At 68.1% G+C, this 19705-nt stretch carries 20 protein-coding genes; 8 read left to right on the top strand and 12 right to left on the bottom strand.

All coding sequences use genetic code 11. The features are described from left to right. Positions 1 to 12: 12 nt before the first annotated feature. Positions 13 to 783 carry a fumarylacetoacetate hydrolase family protein gene (locus tag AC1VNX_RS16995; RefSeq protein WP_483157743.1) on the top strand — a complete coding sequence of 257 codons (771 nt, stop codon included), beginning with the start codon at positions 13 to 15 and terminating at the stop codon, positions 781 to 783. On the opposite strand, the gene AC1VNX_RS16990 is transcribed toward AC1VNX_RS16995, so the two are convergent. After that, positions 732 to 1694, bottom strand: coding sequence for a LysR family transcriptional regulator (locus tag AC1VNX_RS16990; RefSeq protein WP_483157742.1), 963 nt, complete (start codon positions 1692 to 1694; stop codon positions 732 to 734). The two genes, AC1VNX_RS16995 and AC1VNX_RS16990, sit on opposite strands and share 52 nt — an antisense overlap. A gap of 94 nt (positions 1695 to 1788) precedes the next feature. Between AC1VNX_RS16990 and AC1VNX_RS16985 the strand changes: the two genes are divergently transcribed. Both AC1VNX_RS16985 and AC1VNX_RS16980 read left to right on the top strand, forming a co-directional pair. Then, positions 1789 to 2979, top strand: coding sequence for an MFS transporter (locus AC1VNX_RS16985; protein ID WP_483157741.1), 1191 nt, complete (start codon positions 1789 to 1791; stop codon positions 2977 to 2979). Between the two features lie 42 nt (positions 2980 to 3021). After that, positions 3022 to 3546, top strand: a complete 525-nt coding sequence (locus AC1VNX_RS16980; RefSeq protein ID WP_483157740.1) for a GNAT family N-acetyltransferase — start codon at positions 3022 to 3024, stop codon at positions 3544 to 3546. An 18-nt stretch (positions 3547 to 3564) separates the two neighbouring features. On the opposite strand, the gene AC1VNX_RS16975 is transcribed toward AC1VNX_RS16980, so the two are convergent. Both AC1VNX_RS16975 and pdxR read right to left on the bottom strand, forming a co-directional pair. After that, positions 3565 to 6327 (bottom strand): sensor domain-containing diguanylate cyclase, encoded by a 2763-nt coding sequence (locus AC1VNX_RS16975; RefSeq protein ID WP_483157739.1) that lies wholly within the window; start codon positions 6325 to 6327, stop codon positions 3565 to 3567. A gap of 148 nt (positions 6328 to 6475) precedes the next feature. Beyond that, entirely contained in the window at positions 6476 to 7909 is a 1434-nt protein-coding gene (gene pdxR, locus AC1VNX_RS16970) for a MocR-like pyridoxine biosynthesis transcription factor PdxR (RefSeq protein WP_483157738.1), read from the bottom strand. A gap of 109 nt (positions 7910 to 8018) precedes the next feature. Here pdxR and AC1VNX_RS16965 point away from each other — a divergent pair, with 109 nt between their 5' ends. After that, a complete protein-coding gene (locus tag AC1VNX_RS16965; RefSeq protein ID WP_483157737.1) occupies positions 8019 to 8459 on the top strand; it encodes a carboxymuconolactone decarboxylase family protein in 441 nt (146 codons plus the stop codon). Positions 8460 to 8468: 9 nt separating this feature from the next. On the opposite strand, the gene AC1VNX_RS16960 is transcribed toward AC1VNX_RS16965, so the two are convergent. Beyond that, a complete protein-coding gene (locus AC1VNX_RS16960) occupies positions 8469 to 8879 on the bottom strand; it encodes a PaaI family thioesterase (protein WP_483157736.1) in 411 nt (136 codons plus the stop codon). 33 nt (positions 8880 to 8912) lie between these two features. Next, positions 8913 to 9626 carry an FMN-dependent NADH-azoreductase gene (locus AC1VNX_RS16955; RefSeq protein ID WP_483157735.1) on the bottom strand — a complete coding sequence of 238 codons (714 nt, stop codon included), beginning with the start codon at positions 9624 to 9626 and terminating at the stop codon, positions 8913 to 8915. Positions 9627 to 9725: 99 nt separating this feature from the next. Here AC1VNX_RS16955 and AC1VNX_RS16950 point away from each other — a divergent pair, with 99 nt between their 5' ends. Together AC1VNX_RS16950 and AC1VNX_RS16945 are read left to right on the top strand one after the other, a co-directional pair. Continuing rightward, positions 9726 to 10655 (top strand): LysR substrate-binding domain-containing protein, encoded by a 930-nt coding sequence (locus AC1VNX_RS16950; RefSeq protein WP_483157734.1) that lies wholly within the window; start codon positions 9726 to 9728, stop codon positions 10653 to 10655. 132 nt (positions 10656 to 10787) lie between these two features. Then, complete coding sequence (locus tag AC1VNX_RS16945) at positions 10788 to 12311, top strand: serine hydrolase domain-containing protein (protein ID WP_483157733.1); 1524 nt, start codon at positions 10788 to 10790, stop codon at positions 12309 to 12311. A gap of 53 nt (positions 12312 to 12364) precedes the next feature. Here AC1VNX_RS16945 and AC1VNX_RS16940 read toward each other — a convergent pair whose 3' ends face one another. Continuing rightward, positions 12365 to 12529, bottom strand: a complete 165-nt coding sequence (locus AC1VNX_RS16940; RefSeq protein ID WP_483157732.1) for a hypothetical protein — start codon at positions 12527 to 12529, stop codon at positions 12365 to 12367. A 205-nt stretch (positions 12530 to 12734) separates the two neighbouring features. Here AC1VNX_RS16940 and AC1VNX_RS16935 point away from each other — a divergent pair, with 205 nt between their 5' ends. Next, on the top strand, positions 12735 to 13448 hold the full coding sequence (locus tag AC1VNX_RS16935) for a hypothetical protein (protein WP_483157731.1): 714 nt from the start codon (positions 12735 to 12737) through the stop codon (positions 13446 to 13448). A gap of 6 nt (positions 13449 to 13454) precedes the next feature. Here AC1VNX_RS16935 and AC1VNX_RS16930 read toward each other — a convergent pair whose 3' ends face one another. The 3 genes from AC1VNX_RS16930 to AC1VNX_RS16920 form a co-directional block, all read right to left on the bottom strand. Further along, positions 13455 to 13721, bottom strand: coding sequence for a hypothetical protein (locus AC1VNX_RS16930; RefSeq protein WP_483157730.1), 267 nt, complete (start codon positions 13719 to 13721; stop codon positions 13455 to 13457). A 21-nt stretch (positions 13722 to 13742) separates the two neighbouring features. Next, entirely contained in the window at positions 13743 to 13991 is a 249-nt protein-coding gene (locus AC1VNX_RS16925; protein WP_483157729.1) for a hypothetical protein, read from the bottom strand. Positions 13992 to 14325: 334 nt separating this feature from the next. Then, complete coding sequence (locus AC1VNX_RS16920; RefSeq protein WP_483157728.1) at positions 14326 to 15228, bottom strand: LysR substrate-binding domain-containing protein; 903 nt, start codon at positions 15226 to 15228, stop codon at positions 14326 to 14328. Positions 15229 to 15363: 135 nt separating this feature from the next. Between AC1VNX_RS16920 and AC1VNX_RS16915 the strand changes: the two genes are divergently transcribed. Then, on the top strand, positions 15364 to 16032 hold the full coding sequence (locus tag AC1VNX_RS16915; RefSeq protein ID WP_483157727.1) for an FMN-dependent NADH-azoreductase: 669 nt from the start codon (positions 15364 to 15366) through the stop codon (positions 16030 to 16032). A 30-nt stretch (positions 16033 to 16062) separates the two neighbouring features. On the opposite strand, the gene AC1VNX_RS16910 is transcribed toward AC1VNX_RS16915, so the two are convergent. From AC1VNX_RS16910 to AC1VNX_RS16900, 3 genes are all read right to left on the bottom strand, one after another. After that, the gene (locus AC1VNX_RS16910; protein WP_483157726.1) at positions 16063 to 16968 is read right to left on the bottom strand and encodes an SDR family oxidoreductase; all 906 of its coding nucleotides are present in this window, start codon (positions 16966 to 16968) and stop codon (positions 16063 to 16065) included. 81 nt (positions 16969 to 17049) lie between these two features. Next, positions 17050 to 17988 carry a glutathione S-transferase family protein gene (locus tag AC1VNX_RS16905; RefSeq protein ID WP_483157725.1) on the bottom strand — a complete coding sequence of 313 codons (939 nt, stop codon included), beginning with the start codon at positions 17986 to 17988 and terminating at the stop codon, positions 17050 to 17052. A 49-nt stretch (positions 17989 to 18037) separates the two neighbouring features. Then, positions 18038 to 19681, bottom strand: coding sequence for an isovaleryl-CoA dehydrogenase (locus AC1VNX_RS16900; protein WP_483157724.1), 1644 nt, complete (start codon positions 19679 to 19681; stop codon positions 18038 to 18040). Positions 19682 to 19705: the final 24 nt, after the last annotated feature.

Below are 19705 nucleotides of genomic sequence, written 5' to 3'. Positions count from 1 at the left end.
AAGATCCGGAAGATGAATTCATCCCAGACCGCCCTCACCGACGCGCTCGTGGCAGCGCGCCGCGGCAACCGCACCCTCGACGCCACGCCCTGGCTCGACACCCTCGAAACCGCTGCGCAGGCCTATGAAGTGCAGGACGCCGTCGCGGCAGCGCTCGGCTGGTTCGACAGCCAGCCCGTGCCCCGCGCATGGAAGTCCGGCGGCGGATCGCGCAGCGCGACGCTCACGCATGCGCCGCTGCCGCCGGCCGGTGTGCGGCAGAGCCCGGCGGATTTCGGCGATCTGGCTTTCCACACGCCCGGCATCGAGGCCGAGATCGCGCTGCGGCTCGGTCAGGACGTGACGCCCGCGCAAGCCGCGAAGCTCGATCATGAGAACTCGGCGGCGCTGATCGACGCCATGGCCGTCTCCGTGGAAATCGTCGATGCACGCTGGCAGGACCTCCCCTCCACGCCCGCCCTGCTGCGCCTGGCCGACTCGCAGGTGCACGGCGCGCTCGTGATCGGCGAGTGGAAGCCTTTTGCCGCCGTCGACTGGGCCTCGCAACGCTGCGAAACGAAGATCGGCAATGGCGAGGTCGTGGTGCGCGAAGGCACGCATCCGCTGGCCGATCCGGCATGGCTGCTGCCGATCTGGCTGCGCCACATCACGCGCAACGGGCAGACGGCGCCGGCCGGCACCGTCGTCACCACCGGCTCATGGGTGGGTGTGCTGCCCTGCCGGCGCGGCGATCAGGTGACGGCCGAGTTTCCCGGCATCGGCGCCGTGCGCTTGAGCGTGTAGCGTCCGCCTCCCACGCCTGAACAAGCCACCAGGAAGTCGAGCACCGCCCGCACCCGCGCGGGCAGCGTGCCAGCCTTGCCGATGTAGACCGCGTGGATCGGCTCCACCTCGGCCGGATTGAATTCCTCCAGCAGCGGCACCAGCCGGCCAGCATCGATGTCGTGCTGTATGTGATACAGCGACAGCCGCGCCACGCCCGCCCCTGCGATGGCCAGCTGCCGCAGCGTTTCGCCATCGCCCGCGCGCACCGGCCCGGCAACGGGCAGCCACTGCATGCGGCCGTCCACGCGCAGCGGCCAGTCGGGCGTGTTGCGGCGGTAGCTCCAGCCGAGACGGTTGTGGGCCTCGAGCTCCTGCGGCGTGCGCGGCGTGCCGTACTTGGCGAGGTAGTCCGGCGCGGCGACGATGGACTGGCTGGTCTCGCCCAGCCGGCGCGCCACGAGATCGGAGGCCGGCAGTTGCCCCCAGCGGATCGCGATATCGGCGCGCTCGTCCATCAGGTCGACGATGCGGTCGGTCAGCGCGATGTCCAGCGTGATCTCCGGATGCATCTCCAGCAGGCGCGGCACCAGAGGCACCAGCTTGTGGTGGCCGAACGAGACGCTGGCGTTGATGCCCACCCGCCCGCGCGGCGCGGCGCCGGCGGCGGCGCAGCGCTCGGCCTCGTCCATGTCGGCCAGCACGCGCAGGCTGCGCTCGTAGAACTCGGTGCCCTCGGGCGTGAGTTGCAGCTTGCGTGTCGAGCGGTGGACCAGCTGGATGCCCAGGCGCAGCTCCAGCCGCGCCACAAGCTTGCTCACGGCCGAGGGTGTCATGCCCAGCAGGCGCGCGGCGGACGAGAAACCGCCCGACTCCACCACCTGCACGAAGGCTTCCATTTCGCCGGAGCGGTTGACCTCGATGCGTGGCATGGCTCCTTCTCCGTTCTGTGACTTCAAATCACAAGTCTATGTAGCCGTGGCATTCTAGTCATCGATGGCATTCGTCCTCACAGTACAGGGCATCATGCCAATCGCTCTACTCGCCCTCACCGCCGGTGCCTTCGGAATAGGCACCACCGAGTTCGTCATCATGGGCCTGCTGATGCAGGTCTCGACGGATCTTCACGTCTCCATCACGGCCGCCGGCCTGCTGATCTCGGGCTATGCGCTCGGGGTGGCGGTGGGCGCGCCGGTGCTCACCATCGCCACCCGCAAACTGCCGCGCAAGACGGTGCTGCTCGCGCTGATGGCGATCTTCACGCTCGGCAATCTCGCCTGTGCCCTCGCGCCCAACTACGAAATGCTGATGGCCGCGCGCGTCGTCACCTCGCTGGCGCACGGCACCTTCTTCGGCGTCGGCTCGGTGGTCGCCACCGGGCTGGTGCCACCGGAACGCCGCGCCTCGGCCATCGCGATCATGTTCACCGGCCTGACCGCCGCCACGCTGCTCGGCGTGCCGGCCGGCGCATGGCTGGGCCTGCATTTCGGCTGGCGCTCGACCTTCTGGGCCGTGACGGCGATCGGCGTGCTGGCCTTCGCGGTGCTCTCGGTGTTCGTTCCCCGCGTCAAGGACGTGGCCAAGGCCGTGCCGCTGCGCGAGGAACTGGGCGTGCTGGCGCGTCCGCAGGTGCTGCTCGGCCTGGCGATGACGGTGCTCGGCTTTGCCGGCGTGTTCGTGGTCTACACCTACATCCAGCCGCTGCTCACCCAAGTCACCGGCCTGTCGGAATCGGCGGTGTCGCCGATCCTGCTGGTGTTCGGCGGCGGCCTCGCGGTCGGCAACCTGCTCGGCGGCAAGCTGGCCGACCGCGCGCCGATGGCGGCCGTGTTCGGCACGCTGGTGGCGCTGGCGGTGGTGCTCGGCGCGATGCAGTTCACCATCGGCACGCCCTTCACCGCAGTGGTGTTCGTCGGCCTGCTGGGCGTGGCTTCCTTCGCCACCGTTGCGCCGATGCAGCTGCGGGTGTTGGAGAAGGCGTCCGGAGCCGGCCAGAACCTGGCTTCGAGCCTGAACATCGCGGCGTTCAACCTGGGCAACGCGCTCGGCGCCTGGGTCGGCGGCGTGGTGATCGACCACGGCCCCGGCCTGCGCGCACTGGGCTGGGTGGCCGCGCTGCTCACGCTGGTGGGGCTGGCCATCGCGCTGTGGAGCCGCGCGCTCGACAGGCGCGAGCCGCGCAACGCGCTGGCCGATTGCGCCTCGGCCCAGGCCTGAGTTCTTCTTTTGGGGAGCGCGAGAGCACAATCGCGCGGCCCCATGCCCCGCAGCACTTCCCTTCAGATCCGCCCCGCCATCGCCGCCGACGCTCCCGCGCTGGCGGCGTTGTCCATCCAGGTCTGGCTAGGCACCTATGCGACCGAAGGCGTCAACGAGCTGCTCGCGCGCTACGTGCTAGACGAGTTCACGCCCGCCGCGTTCGTTTCGTTGATGAATGACTCGGCCACCGCCCTGCTCGTCGCCGAGACCGATGGCCATCTCGCCGGCTACGCCCGCCTGCACTTCGGTGCTCCGCAGGAGCTGTTTCCCGCCGCCAGCACCGAGCTGCGCACGCTCTACGTGCAGGAGCCCTTCACCCGATCGGGCGTGGGCTCCGCCCTCTTGCACGAAGCCCGAGCCACGGTACATGCCCGCACGGGCAACGACGCCCTCTGGCTCACCGTCAACGTCCGGAACCGGCGCGCATGCGCCTTCTACGAAAAGCACGGCTTCACCCGCAAGGGCACGGCCTGGTTCGCGCTGGGAGACGGCCGCCACGAGAACCACGTGCTGGGCGTCTGCTGAATACCCGGGCCTGCCGGATCAGTGCTCCAGCCGCGTCGGCGAACCGCTGTGCGAGTCGCCCGACTGCATGAAGAACGCGAACCTGTCGCGCCCCGCCGCCTTGGCGTTGTAGAGCGCGACGTCCGCGCGCGCCAGCAGCTCCTCGGCCGTGGCCGACGAGCCGGTCGCGCGATGGAAGGTGATGCCGATGCTGGTCGTGACGTCGACACGCTGGCCGTCCACCACGAAGGGCGGCGTGTGGACGCGGTCCACGATCTTTTCCGCGACCACGGCCGCCGCCTCCGGCGTGCCCAGCCCTTCCAGCACCAGCACGAATTCGTCGCCGGCCAGCCGCGCGACCATGTCGGTACCGCGAACGCAGCCCCGCAGCCGCTGCGCGTATTCGGAGAGCACCGCGTCGCCCACCGCGTGGCCCATGGTGTCGTTGATCGCCTTGAAGTGGTCGATGTCGAGGAACATCAGCGCCATCGCGTGGCCGGTGAGCTGGCTGCGCAGCACCGCGTCGGGCAGGTATTCGTTGAAGGCCAGCCGGTTGGGCAGGCCGGTGAGCGTGTCCAGCCGCGCCAGCTCGATGAGCTTGTGCTCCACCACCTTCAGCGCCGTGATGTCCAGCGCCAGCGAGAAGATGCCGTGTGTCAGGCCGTCGGTGCGCACGTCGGGCACGTAGATGACCTGGGTGACGCGCTCGCCGCCCGCGCGCTGCATGCGCGCCTCGAACTCCACGCGCTCGCCGGCCAGTGCGCGCGCGAGCATCGGCTGGCGCGACACGTACACCTCGCGGCCCGACACCTCCTGCACGTGGCGCCCCAGCACCTGGGCCGGGTCGAGCCCGAGCCATTCGCGGCTGGTGGCGTTGGCGAAGGTGATCTTCTCGTCGCGGTCGATGTAGGTGATGAGCGCCGGCATGTTGTCGGTGATGGCGCGCAGGCGCAGCTCGCTCTCGGCCTGGCGCAGCTCGGCTTCCTTCAGCGCGGTGATGTTGAAGGACATCAGGTAGAAGCCCACCACCTCGCCGCGCAGGTTCTTGTCGGGAATCAGGTTGACCTGGAAGTAGCCCTGGCGGCCGTGCAGAGGCGAGCGCACCGGAAAGCGCACCTTCTTGCCCGAGAACATGACCGGAAGGTACGGTTTGAGCTGGGAATAGATCGTCCGGCCGAGGGCCGAGCGCAGCGTCGTGCCCAGCAGCGGCGCCTGCTCGCCGAGGCCCGCCATCTGCCGCGCCCGAATGTTGGCGAACAGGCAGTTCTGCTGGCGGTCGAAGTAGCCGACCAGCGCCGGAATGCTGTCGGTCACGTCGCGCAGGCGCGTTTCCTGTTCGCTCAGGGCGCGGCGGATGTTGACTTCCTCCGTGATGTCGAAAGTCATCGAGAACACGCCGCACACCTTGCCCTCGGCGTCGAGGTCGGGGATGTAGTGCGCCTTGAAGGTGCGGTCGCCGATGCCCAGCGCCGGGTCGCCGGATTTCTCGAGGATCACCGTCTCGCCGGCCAGCGCGCGCATGAAGTGCGGCTCCACGAACGCGAAATCGGCCGGGCCGCGCACTTCCGGCATCAGCCGGCCGACGAGCTGGCCGCTGCTGTGCAGCGCCCGCACATGCGCATTGACGAAGGTGTAGCGCAGCGACGCGTCGACATGCGACACCATCGCCGGAATGCTGTCCGCGATGATGCGCACCTGCGCCTCGCTGTGCGCCAGGCTGCGCTCGATGGCGCGCCGCTGCTCCATCAGCTCGTCGAAGGTGCGCGCGAGATCGCCGATCTCGTCGGCGGCGTAGCGGCGCTGCGCCACGGGGGCCTCCTCGTCGACCTCGGAGGGCGCCTGCTGGGTGAACTGCATGTGCCGGTGCAGCTCCGCCAGCGGGGTCAGCTGACGGCGCAACACGGCGAGCGTCAGCGCGCCGGCGCACAGCGCGAGTGCGAAGGCTCCGAACCACGCTCCGCGCTCGATGGCATTGATGCTCGCGAAGGCCTCGCTGCGCGGATACATGGCGCCGACGATCCAGTTCGCCTGCACCATGCGGTCGAAGGCGTAGAGGCTGGGCACGCCGGCTTCGTTGACGCCCTCGCTGGAGCCCTGGAAGCCGGCCATCGCGCGAAGGATCTGGGCGTCGCCACCGCTGCCGTTCGCCTGAACGTGGTTCAGGATGCGCGAGGCGTTCGGATGGTCGACCACGATGCCATCCACCGTGGTCACGAACAGGTAGCCGGTCTTGCCGAACTTCACGTCCGCAAGCGTGCCCAGCACGCTGCGGTCCTTCAGGTTGATGGCGCCGGATATCACGAAGCGCACCTGCCCGGCGCTGTCGAACACCGGCTCGGTGATGGCCACCTGCGCCAGCCCGTTGAGCCGGTTGCGGTACGGCTCGGACACCAGGCCGGTCCTGGAGGCGACCGTCTGCTGGAAATAGGGCCGGTCCTTGACGTTCACCTTGCCGATCGCCTGCGCGCCGTTCAGGTTGGCCACCAGGTTGCCTTCCATGTCGAGGAAGGCGACGTTGTCGAAGGCCTGGCGCAGCGAGGCGTGGCGCTCGACGAAGGCCTGCAGCGCCGCGGAACCCTGCAAGTCCTGCGCCTCCACGCTGCCGCTGAAGGTCTGCAGCAGGATGCGGCGGCTGCCGAATTTCTGGTCGATCGCGTCGGCGATGGCGTCCACGCGCGCGAATTCCTCGGCCGCGATCGAGGCGCGCATGTTGCTCTTGACCAGGTGGAGGGCAAAGGTGGCGATCGCGAAGGTGGCCATCAGAACCACCGCCGCCACGCCCAGGCTCAGGCGCGTGTGCAATCCGAACCGGAATTTCGAGGGACCTGTTTGATTCATTGAACTTGCTCGAGCCGGTACGTTGCCGGCGGGATTTTTCCCCACCTGAGTATCGGTGCGTTCGGGTTGCGGCGGAAGATGCCGGGTTTACGCAGCGCGGGCGCCGCCGGATTCAGTCCAGCTGCACCAGCACATCCCGTACCCGGTCCAGCGAGGGGTCGATGTCCGCCTCGTCGATGGCGCCGAAACCCAGCATCAGCCCCTGGCGGGGGGGCGAAAAGTGGAAAAACGGCGACAACGGATACAGCCCCACGTCGACGCGGCGCGCCAGCCGCACGAGCTGGTCGATGTCGGTTTCTCGCCTGCAAAGCGCCGCCATGTGGATTCCGGCCGTGATCGGCACCAGCTCGAACCAGGGGGAAAGATCCTCCGCGAAGCGCCGCACGATGCGTTCGCGCCGCTGAGCGTAGGCCGCGTGGCAGCGGCGGATGTGCCTGTTGAGCTCGCCGTCGGCAATGAATTTCGCCAGCGCCCATTGCGCCGGCGTCGCGGTGTGGCAGTCGCTCAGGTACCTGGCCGTGGCGGCGGCCTCCAGCACGTCGGGCGGCGCGATCAGGTAGCCCAGCCGCAAGTCGGGCGCCAGCGTCTTCGAAAAAGTGCCGGCGAAGACCACGCGGCCGTTGCCGTCCATGCTCTGCAGCGAATCGGCCGGGCGGCCTTCATAGCGGAATTCGCTGTCGTAGTCGTCCTCGATCACGATGGCGCCCAGCTCGTCGGCCCGCTTCAGCAGGGCCTTGCGGCGCCGCTCGCTCATCGGCATGCCCAGCGGGAACTGGTGCGCGGGCGTCACGTAGATCAGCCGCGTGCCGTCGGGAATGCGCTCGACCACCAGTCCTTCGCCGTCGACCGGCACGCCCACCACCTTCGCGCCCTGCCCGGCCAGCAGCAGCCGTGCCGGCGGATAGCCCGGCTCCTCCATCGCGACCGTGCTCCCCGGCTCGACCAGCACCCGCGCGATCAGGTCCAGCGCCTGCTGCGCGCCGTTGGTCACCAGGACGTCGGCCGCGGTGCAGCGCACGCCCCTGGCAAAGCTCGCGTGCCGCGCGATGGCGTCGCGCAGCTCCGGCAAGCCCTCGGCCTGGCCGTACAGCCCGCGCGAGCGGGCGCCCTGGCGTAGTGCATGAAGCATGCAGCGGCGCCAGTCCGCATGCGGGAAGAGATCGCGTGCCGGCGCCCCGCCGATGTATTCGTAGCGTGCGCTCCCGGCCGGCGCGGGATGCCGCAGAGGCGTGCTCATGCCGCGCCAGTGCTCGACCATGGCGCCCCCGGCAAGCGCCCGCGTGGCTGCAGCGCCCGGCTTGCGCGCGGCGTCCTCGGCCACGAAGGTGCCGCTGCCGACACGGCCCGTGAGCAGCTTTTCGAAGCTCAGGCGGGCATATGCCTGCGACACCGTCTTGCGCGACAGCCCCAGCTGCAGGGCGAACAGCCGCGACGGCGGCAGCTTCTCGCCCGCGGCGAGCCGGCCGCTGCGGATGGCCTCCTTCAACTGCCGGTACAGCTGGCCGGCCAGGTCCTTGTCGCCTTCGATGACGACGTGCAACTCCATGGGATTGGTCTCCTGCGAATGCCCCGGATTGGCCGCCTGCGGCGACACCCCTCGCTCCTAGCATCGAGGCTGCATTGAACCACTCAACACCGACGAAGGAACCCGCGCCATGCAATCCCGCCTCGACTTCTACAAGGCTTCTCCCGACGCACTCAAGGCGATGATCGGCTTCGAAGCGGCCATCGGCAAACTCGGCCTGGAGCCGAAGCTGCTCGACCTGGTCAAGCTGCGCGCCTCGCAGATCAACGGCTGCGCGTACTGCATCGACCTGCACTCGGCCGACCTGCGCAAGGCCGGCGAAACCGAACGCCGGCTGGCCACGCTGAGCGTGTGGCACGAAACGCCCTTGTTCACCGAACGCGAGCGCGCCGCGCTGGCCTGGGCCGAAGCGCTGACGCAGGTGTCGCTCACGCACGCGCCCGACGAGGCCTACGAAGCGCTCGCCGCCGAGTTCAGCGAGGCGGAACGGGTCAACCTGACGATGGCGATCAACGCCATCAACAGCTGGAACCGGCTGTCGATCGGCTTCCGCAAGCAGCTGGCGGACTGATCGGACGGATCAGGCCCTGACGATGCGCGCACTGGCCGTGGAGCGCGCCACGATGCGGCCATCGGCATCGCTCAGCTGTGCTTCGAGAAAAGCGATCGTCCTGCCCCGCTGCACGACGCGGCCCTCGCCATACAGCAGGCCGGGCTTCGCGGCGGCCAGGAAGGAAACGCTGAGGTCGATGGTGACGGAGTAAGTCTCCTCGCCGTTCAGCACCCACAGCGCCGGCCCCATCGTGTCGTCGAGCATCGCGACCAGGATGCCGCCCTGCACCGCGCCCGCGGGGTTGAGGAAGGCATCGGTGGCGACGAAGCTCAGGCGGATCGAGCCCTTGGCTCTGTCGAACGCCAGCACGCGCTGGCTGAAGAGTTCGGCGGTGGGTGGACGGGGGAACCGCTCCAGCCAGGGGTCGTCGATCGTCATTTTTCTTTCGCTCCGGAAGTGGAGCGAAAAATCCTAGGCAGTGGCTGCTGACAGCGTGGTGTCAGCAGGCTCCAGGAGTTCATCCACCAACGCATCCACCCGCTGCTCCGCGCGCCGGATCGACTGCGCGAGCTGCTCGCCGCCGAACTCGTCGGACTCCACCGCCGCCTCGTACACCTCCGTGACGCCGATGTAGCCGAGGGCCGAGCGCACGCTGTTCTCGGTGTGGTTGAGGTGCGCGATGCGGCCGCCCGCGTCGTAGCCGTGGTCGCCGCGCGCGCCCAGCAGCACCACGCGCTTGCCCGCGTCCGCCAGCATCGGCCAGTACGGCACCGCGCCGCGCGAGCGGTCGAAGCCGAAGGTGCGGCCCACGCGCACGATGTTGTCGATCCACGCCTTGAACTGCGCGGGCACGCTGAAGTTGTACATCGGCAGCCCGACCACGATCAGGTCGGCCGCGACAAGCTGGTCGACCAGCCGGTCGCTCTCGGCGAGCACCTCGGCCATCCACGGCTCGCGCGCGGCCGGGGGCGTGAAGGCCGCGTGAATCCATCGCCCGTTGACGTGCGCGGGTGGCTGCTGGCCCACGTCGAGGTAGTCGACGCGGTCGCCGGGCCGCGCCCCGAGCCAGCGCTCGACGAAGCGCGCGGAAAGGCGGCGGGTGTGCGAGCCGTGCAGGTCGGTGTCGGAACGGCCCGGCCGGGCGCTGGCGTCGATGTGGAGGATGTTCATGGTCGCATTCGTCATGGATGAGTTTCCTTCTTTCGTGTTGCACTGCCAGAATGGAGCGCAGGCCTTGAATCTAGGATTCACAGGCCGGCTTCACAAACGATCATTTCTCCACGCATGAACGAGATTAGCTCATCTGTACGCATGCCGCGCCGGCTGCCGCCGCTGCTCTCGCTGCGCGCCTTCGAAGCCGCGGCCGCACACCTGAGCTTCCAGCGGGCCGCGCAGGAGCTTTCGGTGACGCCATCGGCCATCAGCCACCAGGTGCGCGCGCTCGAGGAGTCGCTGGGCCAGCCGCTCTTTCGCCGGCTCACGCGCCAGCTCGCGCTGACGCCCGCGGGCCAGCGGCTTTTCGACGACCTGCGCACGGGCTTCGACCTGCTGGAGGTCGGCGTCGACAGGCTGCGCCGCCCTTCCGCCTCGCAGGCCGTGACCCTGAGCACCAACACCGCCTTCGCCGCGCGGTGGGTGCTTCCGCGCATGGATGCCTTCCGCAAGGCTTGCCCCGGTGTGGAACTGCGGCTGCATGCGAGCGACGCGCTGGTCGACCTCGCGCGCGGCGAGGCCGACATCGCCGTTCGCTCCGGCAACGGCAACTGGCCCGGGCTGGTGTCGCGCGCGCTGATGCCCGAGCGCTACGCGCCGTTGTGCAGCCCCATGCTCGGCCTGAAGGACGCGGCGGATCTGCCGAAGCACCGTCTCATCCACTGCGACTGGCAGCCGCAGGCGCTCGCCCCCGCCGTATGGCCGCGCTGGTTCCGCGAAGCCGGCATCGCGCCGCCGAGGGGACGCGCGATGAAGGCATCGGGCCTGTCGTTCTCCGACGAGACGCACGCCATGCTCGCAGCGCTCGCCGGGCACGGCGTGGCACTGCTGAGCCTCACCCTTTCTGCCGAGGAGCTTCGCAGCGGCGCGCTGGTGCAGCCCTTCGGGCCCGCGCTGGATACGGGCAGCTACTTTCTGGCCGTTGCGAACGGCAGGGAGGACGAGCCGGCGATACGCGCGGTGTGGGAGTGGATCGCATCGCAGGCACCGGCAGCAGGCTGAGCGGAATCTGAAGACCGGGCTTGCAACCTGTTACCGGTTTCGCGGAGACTCCGGCAACAACCAAGCGAGGAGCCCCCTATGAATAGGTTTTCCGGCGTGCCCGTTGCCATTGCGACAGGCGCGCTTCTTGTAATGGTTTTGACCTCATGCGGAGGCGGCGGTGGGGGCGGCGGCGGAGGCGGAGGAATTGGCATAGGACTGGGCACCGGCGGCACCACGCCGCCGACCACGAACACACCCGAACTGCCGGCGCGCGAAGCCCTCATCGCCCGTGCCAGGAGCTACGAACTCAACACGCCGTACGTGCCGCCGCCAGGCGATCCGCTGGAGCACAACACCTCGGGCTTCGCGAAGACGATGTGCTCGGCGGCCTTCATCACCGGGCTCGACCCCGCCGTCGCGGCCGAGAGCGTGGGCTATTTCACCGGCCCTTACGCCCAGCGCAAGAAGGTCGGCACGCCGGTGGTCGACCGCACGAAGAAGGAAGTCCGCATCACCATTCCCAACGGCCCGACGCTGACGGCCCGCTATTACGGCTCGCAGGGCTGCATCACGCTGCCGCCTGGCCGGGACGACGTGTTCTTCACGCCGGTGGCCATCAAGAGCGCCCTGCCCGATCCCTCGACCCAGGCATGGCCCATGGGCGACGTCATGCCCGGCGGCACCCCGCCCGGCATCGACACCGCGAAGGTGAGCCAGGCGGTCGACGCGGCCTTCGAGCTGCCCGAGGCCTACACGGCGGCTTTCGTGGTCACGCACAAGGGGCGCATCGTCGGCGAGCGCTACATGAACGGCATCAGCCCGAGCACGCCGCTGGAGTCGTGGTCGATGGGCAAGAGCGTGACCGCGACCATGATGGGCGTGCTGATGAGACAGGGCGAATACCAGCTCGACCAGCGCGCCCCCATTCCTGAATGGCAAGGCGCGGACGACAAGCGCAAGGAAATCAGGATCTCCGACATCCTCCACATGTCGAGCGGCCTGCGCATCAAGGCGCCGGATGACCCGGACTTCGACCCCAACGGCACCTACCCCGACCACGTCTACTTCTACACGGGCCGCATCAACATCTTCAACTATGCGGCCACGCGGCCGCAGCAATGGCCGCCCAACACCATCGGCCGCTATCGCAACACCGACCCCGTGCTGGCGAACTACCTGATCCGGCTGGCCGTGGAAAAGCGCGGCGAGGAATACCTGTCGTTCCCGCAGAGAAACCTGTTCGACAAGATCGGCATCCGCACGATGACGCTGGAGACCGATCCCTACGGCAACTTCATGGGACAGGGCTACGACTTCATGTCGGCGCGCGACTGGTCGCGCCTGGCCAACCTGTACCTGCAGGACGGCGTATGGAACGGCGAGCGCATCCTGCCCGAGGGCTTCGTCAAGTTCGTGAGCACGCTCGCACCGACGTGGGCGGCCGACAAGCGCCCGATCTACGGCGGCTTCTTCTGGCTCAACGGAACGAGCACATGGCCGGTGCCGACTTCGGCCTACTACATGCTGGGAGCCGGCGGGCAGGTGGTGCTGATCGTTCCCTCGCACGACCTCGTGGTGGTGCGCCTGGGCTTCGACAAGGGCGAAAGCTCTTCGGCCGCAAGCCTGCGCAAGGCGCTGACGCTGCTGATGCAGGCGGTGCCGGCATCGTCGTGAAATGAAGAAAGGCCTCCCGAGGGAGGCCTGCACTACCGGGCGCTCGCCCTGCTTCAGCGCGTCTTGCTCAGCAGGGTCGGCACCACGTAGCCGTCGCGGTAGACGGCCTCGATGATTCCATTGACCTGGTCGGCGGCATGCGCGGTCACGAATTTTTCCTCCGTCACGCGATAGACCACCATCGTGCAGGACGAGTGCTTGCTCAGGGTTCGGGCCACGCCTGTGGCCTGCCTTAGGGTCGGATATGTCTCCATGGGGGCGCCTCCTCGTCTGCTTGATATCGCCTCAAATGTTAACTCTTTGGTACTCAAATATTCCTAAGGGTATTTTCCGAGCGCCAACAGCGCGGATTTTCCTCAGACCGTCTTCTTGAGGAAACGGACAGCCCGGTGAGGTGCAGCGCGCTTACTACACTGCCTCACGATGAACGACACGCTGATCTCCTTCTTCCGCAGCGGCGACCAGCTCCGCAGCCGAAGCGTGAGCAAGGTGGTGCTGACAGGCACGGTGGACGTGCCCCAGCCTCCCGCGCGCCTGCTCGCGGACTGGGACCGCGAAATCTCGTCGCAGCTCGCCCTGGAAGCCGGAGACGTCGAGGCCCTGCCCCTTGCGCGGGCCCGTACACGCTGGCCGGATTGCAGGCAATGCGTACAGGCCGCGACCGACTGGACGCATGCGCAGGGCCTGCCCGGCGTGCTCGGCTCCAGCGATATCGCCCTCATGGCCTGCCGTGGCGCGAAGTACCACCACGACGGCATGCAGTACGGCTTCGCGGCCTTCTGCAATCTGTTCTTGAGCGAGGACAAGGGGCTGGACCTGCACTTTCCCTTCGCGGACCGCCGCATTCCGCTGAGGCGCGGCACGGTGGTGATCTTCGACACCGGCCAGCCTCACGCGGTGATCCGCCGTGGCAGCAGCGGCTTCGACGCGGCCGGCTTCGCGGACGGCAAGGATTGCAGCCAGATCTTCCTGACCTGGGAGCTTCCCATCGAGGATGCCGACGTGGCAAAGGCACTGCGGATCGATTTCGACATCGTCTCGCCGGTCGAGGCCTGGCCCGGTGAAGAGTCGCTCGTGTTGAACGGCAAGCCCGCTGTCGTGCACCCGGACTTCGGCCTGTGGCTCAGCGCCGGCTGATCGCGCTCAGCGGCCCGTTGAGGGAGTGCCTGCGGCGAGTTCTCCCAGGCAATCCCTGACCGCTTGCAGCGGCGTCTTCTCGTGGCAGCGCGCCACGGCCTCGCGCGCAACGGCTTCGCTCAGGCGCCGCTCCCGCGCGGCCTCGACCTGCAGTTCGACGATCCACTTCATGAGCATGGCCAGCACGATCAGCAGCCCGATCGATGCGGCGATGAAGGTCACGCGCCAGTTCCCGATGCGAAGGAACGAGGCGGCGCCGGGCTTGCCGGCCATCTGTTCTTCCTGATAAGCCATTTATCGGGGCAGGTCCGGAAAGACCCACATGCTCAGGCCGAGGATCAGGCCGATTCCCAGGAACACGATGGCCGCCGTCGTGAACATCGATGCCGCGACGATGCTCTGGACGAAGACTGCCATCAGCACGAAACCCACGGCCGCCACGAAGCACAGCACTACCGGCAACAGGGCCCTGAAGGCCGCGCCGCGCCCGGGCGCGGAAGATTGTTCGTCGGGGCTGCTTTCGCGCAGGAACGGGGTGCGCATGAATGGCCTCCTCTTCGCAAGATGTCGCATGTCTGTGGGTGACTGAGGAAGGCGGGCGGCGTTGGAAACCTTCCCTGACCTTCATCAAAGAAAGTGACCTAAGGTTATGAAAAACATCCGGCCGGGCTAAGGGATTACTGCGCGGACATTGCGCATGAGAAGGGGGCGGGCCAACAAAGCTCGCGAGCCTGAGCAATAGTTAACGACCTATAAATAACGCGTCGGAATGCGACTACGCCTTTCGTATTCCCGGCGTAGCACGGCCCGACTCACAGCCCGGACTCTAGGAACACGATCCGATGGCCGCCAGTGTCGAAAGTCACTGCACGCGAAGTCAGGTGCTCGCGCCTGGCGGATGCAACGAGCTCACCCACTCGAACACCGCCGCCACGGCCGGCTCCGCGCGCCGGGCCTCCGGGCAGACGAGATGGAACGGCAGCCCCGGCAGTTCCGGCCCGAAGGGCTGCACGAGATTGCCCGCGCGCAGTTCGTCCGCGATCAGCGCGAGGCTCATCAGCGCGACGCCCTGCCCCTGCAGCGCGGCGGAAACGGTGTGCGTCTCGTCGGAGAACACCGGCCCCGCCGACACGTCGAGTCCCGGTACCTGCGCCTCCTGCTGCCATGCGGCCCATGTGCCCGGCTGGCCCTTGCTGCCGGGCACGGCGAAGTGCAGCAGCGTGTGCCGCGCCAGGTCGCTGCGGCGGCGCAGCTTGAGCACGGGGCTGCACGCCGGTGCGAAGACGTTGTCGAACAGCTTCTCCGACACCATGCCCGGCCACTGCCCACGCCCGTAGCGGATCGCGATGTCGGCCGTGACGCCGTCCAACGCCACAGCGTCGTGCGATGCATGAATGCGCAAGTCGAGCCGCGGATGCAGCGCGCGCAGCGTGCTCACGCGCGGCAGCAGCCAGCGCGCCGCGACGGCTGGCGTGGTCGACAGCGTGATGGCGGTCCGCTCAGGCGGCGCGCGCAGCCGCGCGACCGCGTTCGCCATCGCATTGAAGGACTCGCCGAGCACCGCCTGCAGTTCCCTGCCCTGCGGCGTGAGCACCAGTTGCCTCGGCTGGCGAATGAAGAGTGGCACGCCCAGCGAATCCTCGAGTTGACGCACCTGGTGACTGATGGCCGTGGGCGTCACCGACAACTCGTTGGCCGCGAGCTTGGCGCTGCAATGCCGCGCGGCGGCCTCGAAGGCGCGCAGCGCCGCCAGCGGAGGGAGTTGGCGAAGGTTGGCCATGGATGAATCTATTTTTCAGCAACGCAAAGAAATCGTCGTTTGTCGCCTTGACGGTGCGTCGATAAATTTCTCTCCATGCCAGGCAGACAGCTGAATTCTCTTCATCCAACCCTTCATGTCAAAGAGGACCGCACCATGACCACACTGCTCCACATCGACGCCAGTGCCCGCCCCGGCCGTTCGGGCACGCACGTTCACGGCTCGCATTCGCGCCGCCTCAGCCATCACTTCGTGTCGACCTGGCGCGCAGCCCGGCCCGACGACGAAGTGATCTATCGCGACATCGGCGCCACGCCGCCGAGCAATGTCACCGGCGAATGGATCGCGTCGGGCTACACACCGGCCGAACAGCGCGAGCCGTGGATGCACGCGGTCCTTGCCGAGAGCGATGCGCTGATCGCCGAGCTCCGCCGCGCCGACGTGCTGGTGATCGGTGTGCCCATGTACAACTTCGGCATGCCTGCGCCGCTGAAGTCGTGGATCGACAACATCGTGCGCATCGGCTCCACCTTCGACTTCGATCGCGCTCGCGAGAACCCGTATGTGCCGCTGCTGGCCGAGCGCAACCGCCGCACGGTGCTGCTCACCTCATGCGGCAGCAGCGGCTACGGGCCGGGTGGACTCCAGGCGCACATGGACCTGCTCACGCCCGGCATCACGAGCCCGCTGGCGCTGCTCGGATTGAGCGAAGTGCACAGCGTCGCCATCGAACATGCGGAAGATCACGGCGATCTGCTCGACCGCTCCATTGCCAGCGCGCTCGCCCGTGTCGAAGCGCTCGTGGCCGAACTGCAGGCCGCGTGATCCGGCGGCCCGCCTTTCTTCAGTGCTTCTTCAGGCCGAGCGAAGCTGCTCGCGCAGCTTCTGCCCGATTTCGGGCCGCTCGAGGAACGGGTCCGCCGGATTGGTGATGGAGACGATGTTCTCCATGCGGCTGCGCACGTTGCCCAGCGCCTTCGGATGGCTGAACACGTAGAACTGGTTGTCGCTGATGGCTTCGAACACCTTGGCCGCCACCTCGGCCGCCGTGATCTTGCCGCTGCTCACCGCCTTGTTGCTCATGGCCTGGCCGATGATCTGGCTCTTGGTGAGCTCGCTTTCCTTCGGCGCGTCCGGGCGGTTGCGCTCGCTGCTGGTGATGCCGGTGGGCACGAAGTACGGGCACAGCAGGCTCGCGCCGATCTGGTCGGTGACGAGGTTCAAGTCCTGGTACATCGTCTCGGTGAGGCTCACCACCGCAGCCTTTGCGGCGTTGTAGATGCCCATGTTGGGCGGCGTGAGCAGGCCGGCCATGCTGGCCGTGTTGGTCACGTGGCCTCGGTAGGAGGGGTCCTTGGCCGCAGCCTCCAGCATCATCGGCACGAACAGGCGCACGCCATGGATCACGCCCCACAGGTCCACGCCCAGCACCCACTCCCAGTCGGCAACTGTGTTCTCCCACACCAGGCCGCCGGCGCCCACGCCCGCGTTGTTGAACACGAAGTGCGGCGCACCGAAGCGTTCCTTCACGGCAGCGGCCAGCGCCTCCATCTGCGCCGCGTCCGACACGTCGACCTTGCGCGCCAGCACCTGCACGCCGGCCGCTTCCATCTCCGCCTGGGCCTTGTCGAGCGCATCCTGCTGCACGTCGACCAGCACGAGGTTCATGCCGCGGGCGGCGCCGATGCGCGCGCACTCCAGGCCGAAGCCCGAACCCGCGCCGGTGAGAACGGCGGTCTTGCCCTTGAAGTCCTGAATCATTGGGTGCTTTCCTTTGGTTGACTCTGTGCCGTCTATTGGACCGCTTCAGGCGGAGAACGGCTGTCGTTCGCGTGACGCGAGTCAGCCCTCGGCCTTCTTCAACACATACCCGATCCTCGGAAAGTGCACATGCACCGTCCCCACGCGCTCGTTGCTGCGCTCCAGCGTGTAGTGCGTGCGCGTGGCGGCGATCAGCGTGCCGGGCGTCTCCTCGAGGCCGAAGCTCTCGGCGCGGATGGTGACGGCGCTGCCCAGAGGGATGCCATGGTCGTCCTGGAAGGTGCTGTCGGTCAGCAACGAGTGCGGTGTCGAGGCCTTGGCCACGGCGATGGCTTCTGCGCTCGTGAACTTCTCGGGTACGTCGTGGCCGATGGCGGCCATGCGGTCCATCCAGTCGACCACCGCGGGCGTGAGGTCGAGGATGGTGCGGACCGACTCGATGCGCCGCGTGTACCAGAGCGGGTGGTAGGTCGAGAAGTCGGCGATGCTGGGCACCTCGCCGAGCAGGTAGGGCTTCTCGTCGAGCATGTCGGAGAGCCGGCGCAGGTACGACTTGTAGGCGCTGGTGGCATCGGCGGGGCGCAGGCGGGTCATGTTGCCGGCGCTCATCTTGCCGCGGTCCTCGCCGAAGGCCTTGGCCGCTTCCGGCGGGGCCTTGGCGAACACCTCGGCCGCGCCCCTTGGCTGCAGGTTCCAGGCCATGGCGGCCCAGAACAGCGTGGTGTCGGCCCATTGCGCGAGGATGCGCGACATGCCCTTCTCGGGCTCGGGGTAGAGCGTGGGCTGGGGCCGCAGGTGCTCGAGCACGTCGGCGATGAGCGCGCTGTCGCAGTAGATGTCGGCGCCGATCTGCAGGAACGGCGTCTTGCGATAGCCGCCGGTGAGCACCTCCACGTCGGGCTTGGGCATGATCGGCGGGATCAGCACCGATTTCCACGGCAGCTTCTTGGCGCCGAGGATCAGGCGCACCTTCTCCGAGAACGGCGAGGTGAGGTAGTGATGGAGGATCAGGTCGGCCATGGTGGGAATCTTCTTTCTTGTGAGTCTTGTTTGATAGGCCCGGCGCGCTTCAACGGGGTTGCGCGCGCTGGATGATCGAAGCGAAATCGGTGCCTGCGCCCAGCGTACCGAAGGCATTGCCCCAGTCGCCGCCCAGGCGTGAGGCGCAGAACGCGCCGGCAACCGCAGGCGGCGCGGTCTGCACCAGCAGCGCGGCCTGCACGGATAGCGCGACATCTTGCGCAAGGCGGCGGGCCTCGGCTTCGGAGGCCATCGCCTCGATGCGCGCCGGCAGCGCATCGGCCAGCCGGTCGAGCGCGGCGTGCTGGCCGCGCGCCGGTGCCAGTTCCTTCGCCAGCGCAGCCACCGCATCGCCCTTGCGCAGGCCGCGCAGCAGGTCGAGCGCCATGATGTTGCCCGCGCCCTCCCAGATGGAGTTGAGCGGCATCTCGCGGTAGATGCGGGCCATGATGCCTTCACCGCCCTCTTCCACGTAGCCGTTGCCGCCCAGGCATTCCATGGCCTCCTGCGCGAAGGCGCTGCCGCGCTTGCAGACCCAGAACTTGGCGACCGGCGTGAGCAGCCGGGCCATCAGGCGCTCGTGCTCGTCGGCCTGGTTGTCGAAGGCCCTCGCGAGGCGGATGGCGAGCGCGGTGGCGGCCTCGCTTTCCAGCGCAAGGTCGGCCAGCACGTTCTTCATCAGCGGCTGGTCGATCAGCGCCTTGCCGAAGGCCATGCGCTGGGTCGCGTGGTTGAGCGCGATGGCCAGCGACTGGCGCATCAGCCCGCTGGTACCCAGCGCGCAGTCGAGCCGCGTCATCGTGCCCATCTCGAGGATCTGCGGGATGCCCCGTCCCTCTTCGCCCACCAGCCATGCGCTGGCCCCGTGGAACTCGACCTCTGAGCTCGCATTGGCCTTGTTGCCCAGCTTGTCCTTCAGCCGCTGGATGCGGATGGCGTTGCGCGAGCCGTCAGGCAGAACTCGCGGCAGGAAGAAGCACGAGAGCCCGGCGGGCGCCTGCGCCAGCACCAGGAAGGCGTCGCACATTGGCGCGGAGAAGAACCACTTGTGGCCGGTGATGGCGTAGCGCTCGCCCCAGGCGTCGCTGGAGCCCTCGCGCACGGCCTGGGTGGTGTTGGCCCGCACGTCGGAGCCGCCCTGCTTCTCGGTCATGCCCATGCCCATGGTCACGCCGGGCTTGTCGCTGAAGGGCTTGAGCGCCGGGTCGTACCAGAGGCTGCCGAGCTTCGGCGCCCAGTCGGCATGCACCGCCGCGTTGCCGCGCAGCGCGGGCGCGACGGCGTATGTCATGGAGACGGGGCAGAGGATCGACGGCTCCAGCTCGGTGAAGAGCATGAAGCCCGCCGCGCGCAGCACATGCGGCGAGGCCGAGGTGCCCGTCCAAGGCGTGCCGTGCAGCCCGGCGCCCACGGCGGCGCTCATCAGCGCGTGGTAGCTCGGATGGAACTCCACCTCGTCGATGCGCCGCCCGAAGCGGTCGTGCGTGTGCAGCTCGGGTGTGTGGATGTTGGCCAGCCGCGCATGCGCCTGCATGCCGGCCGTGCCGAGGGTGGCGCCCAGTTCGTGCAGCTGCGCGGTCTGCAGCGCTGGCGCATTGAATTTCAGCGCATCGCGCAGGGGCCGGTTGGTCTCGAAGAGGTTGTAGTCCACCAGCGGCGTGGGCTGGTTGAAGACCTCGTGCGTCGTTTCCATTACCGGCCTCCTTGCCGTGCGTTC

This window comes from Variovorax sp. TLI9-5A, assembly GCF_056867935.1.
The sequence above is the reverse complement of the archived record's forward strand: the minus strand, read 5'-3'. Positions and strand labels throughout refer to the sequence as shown.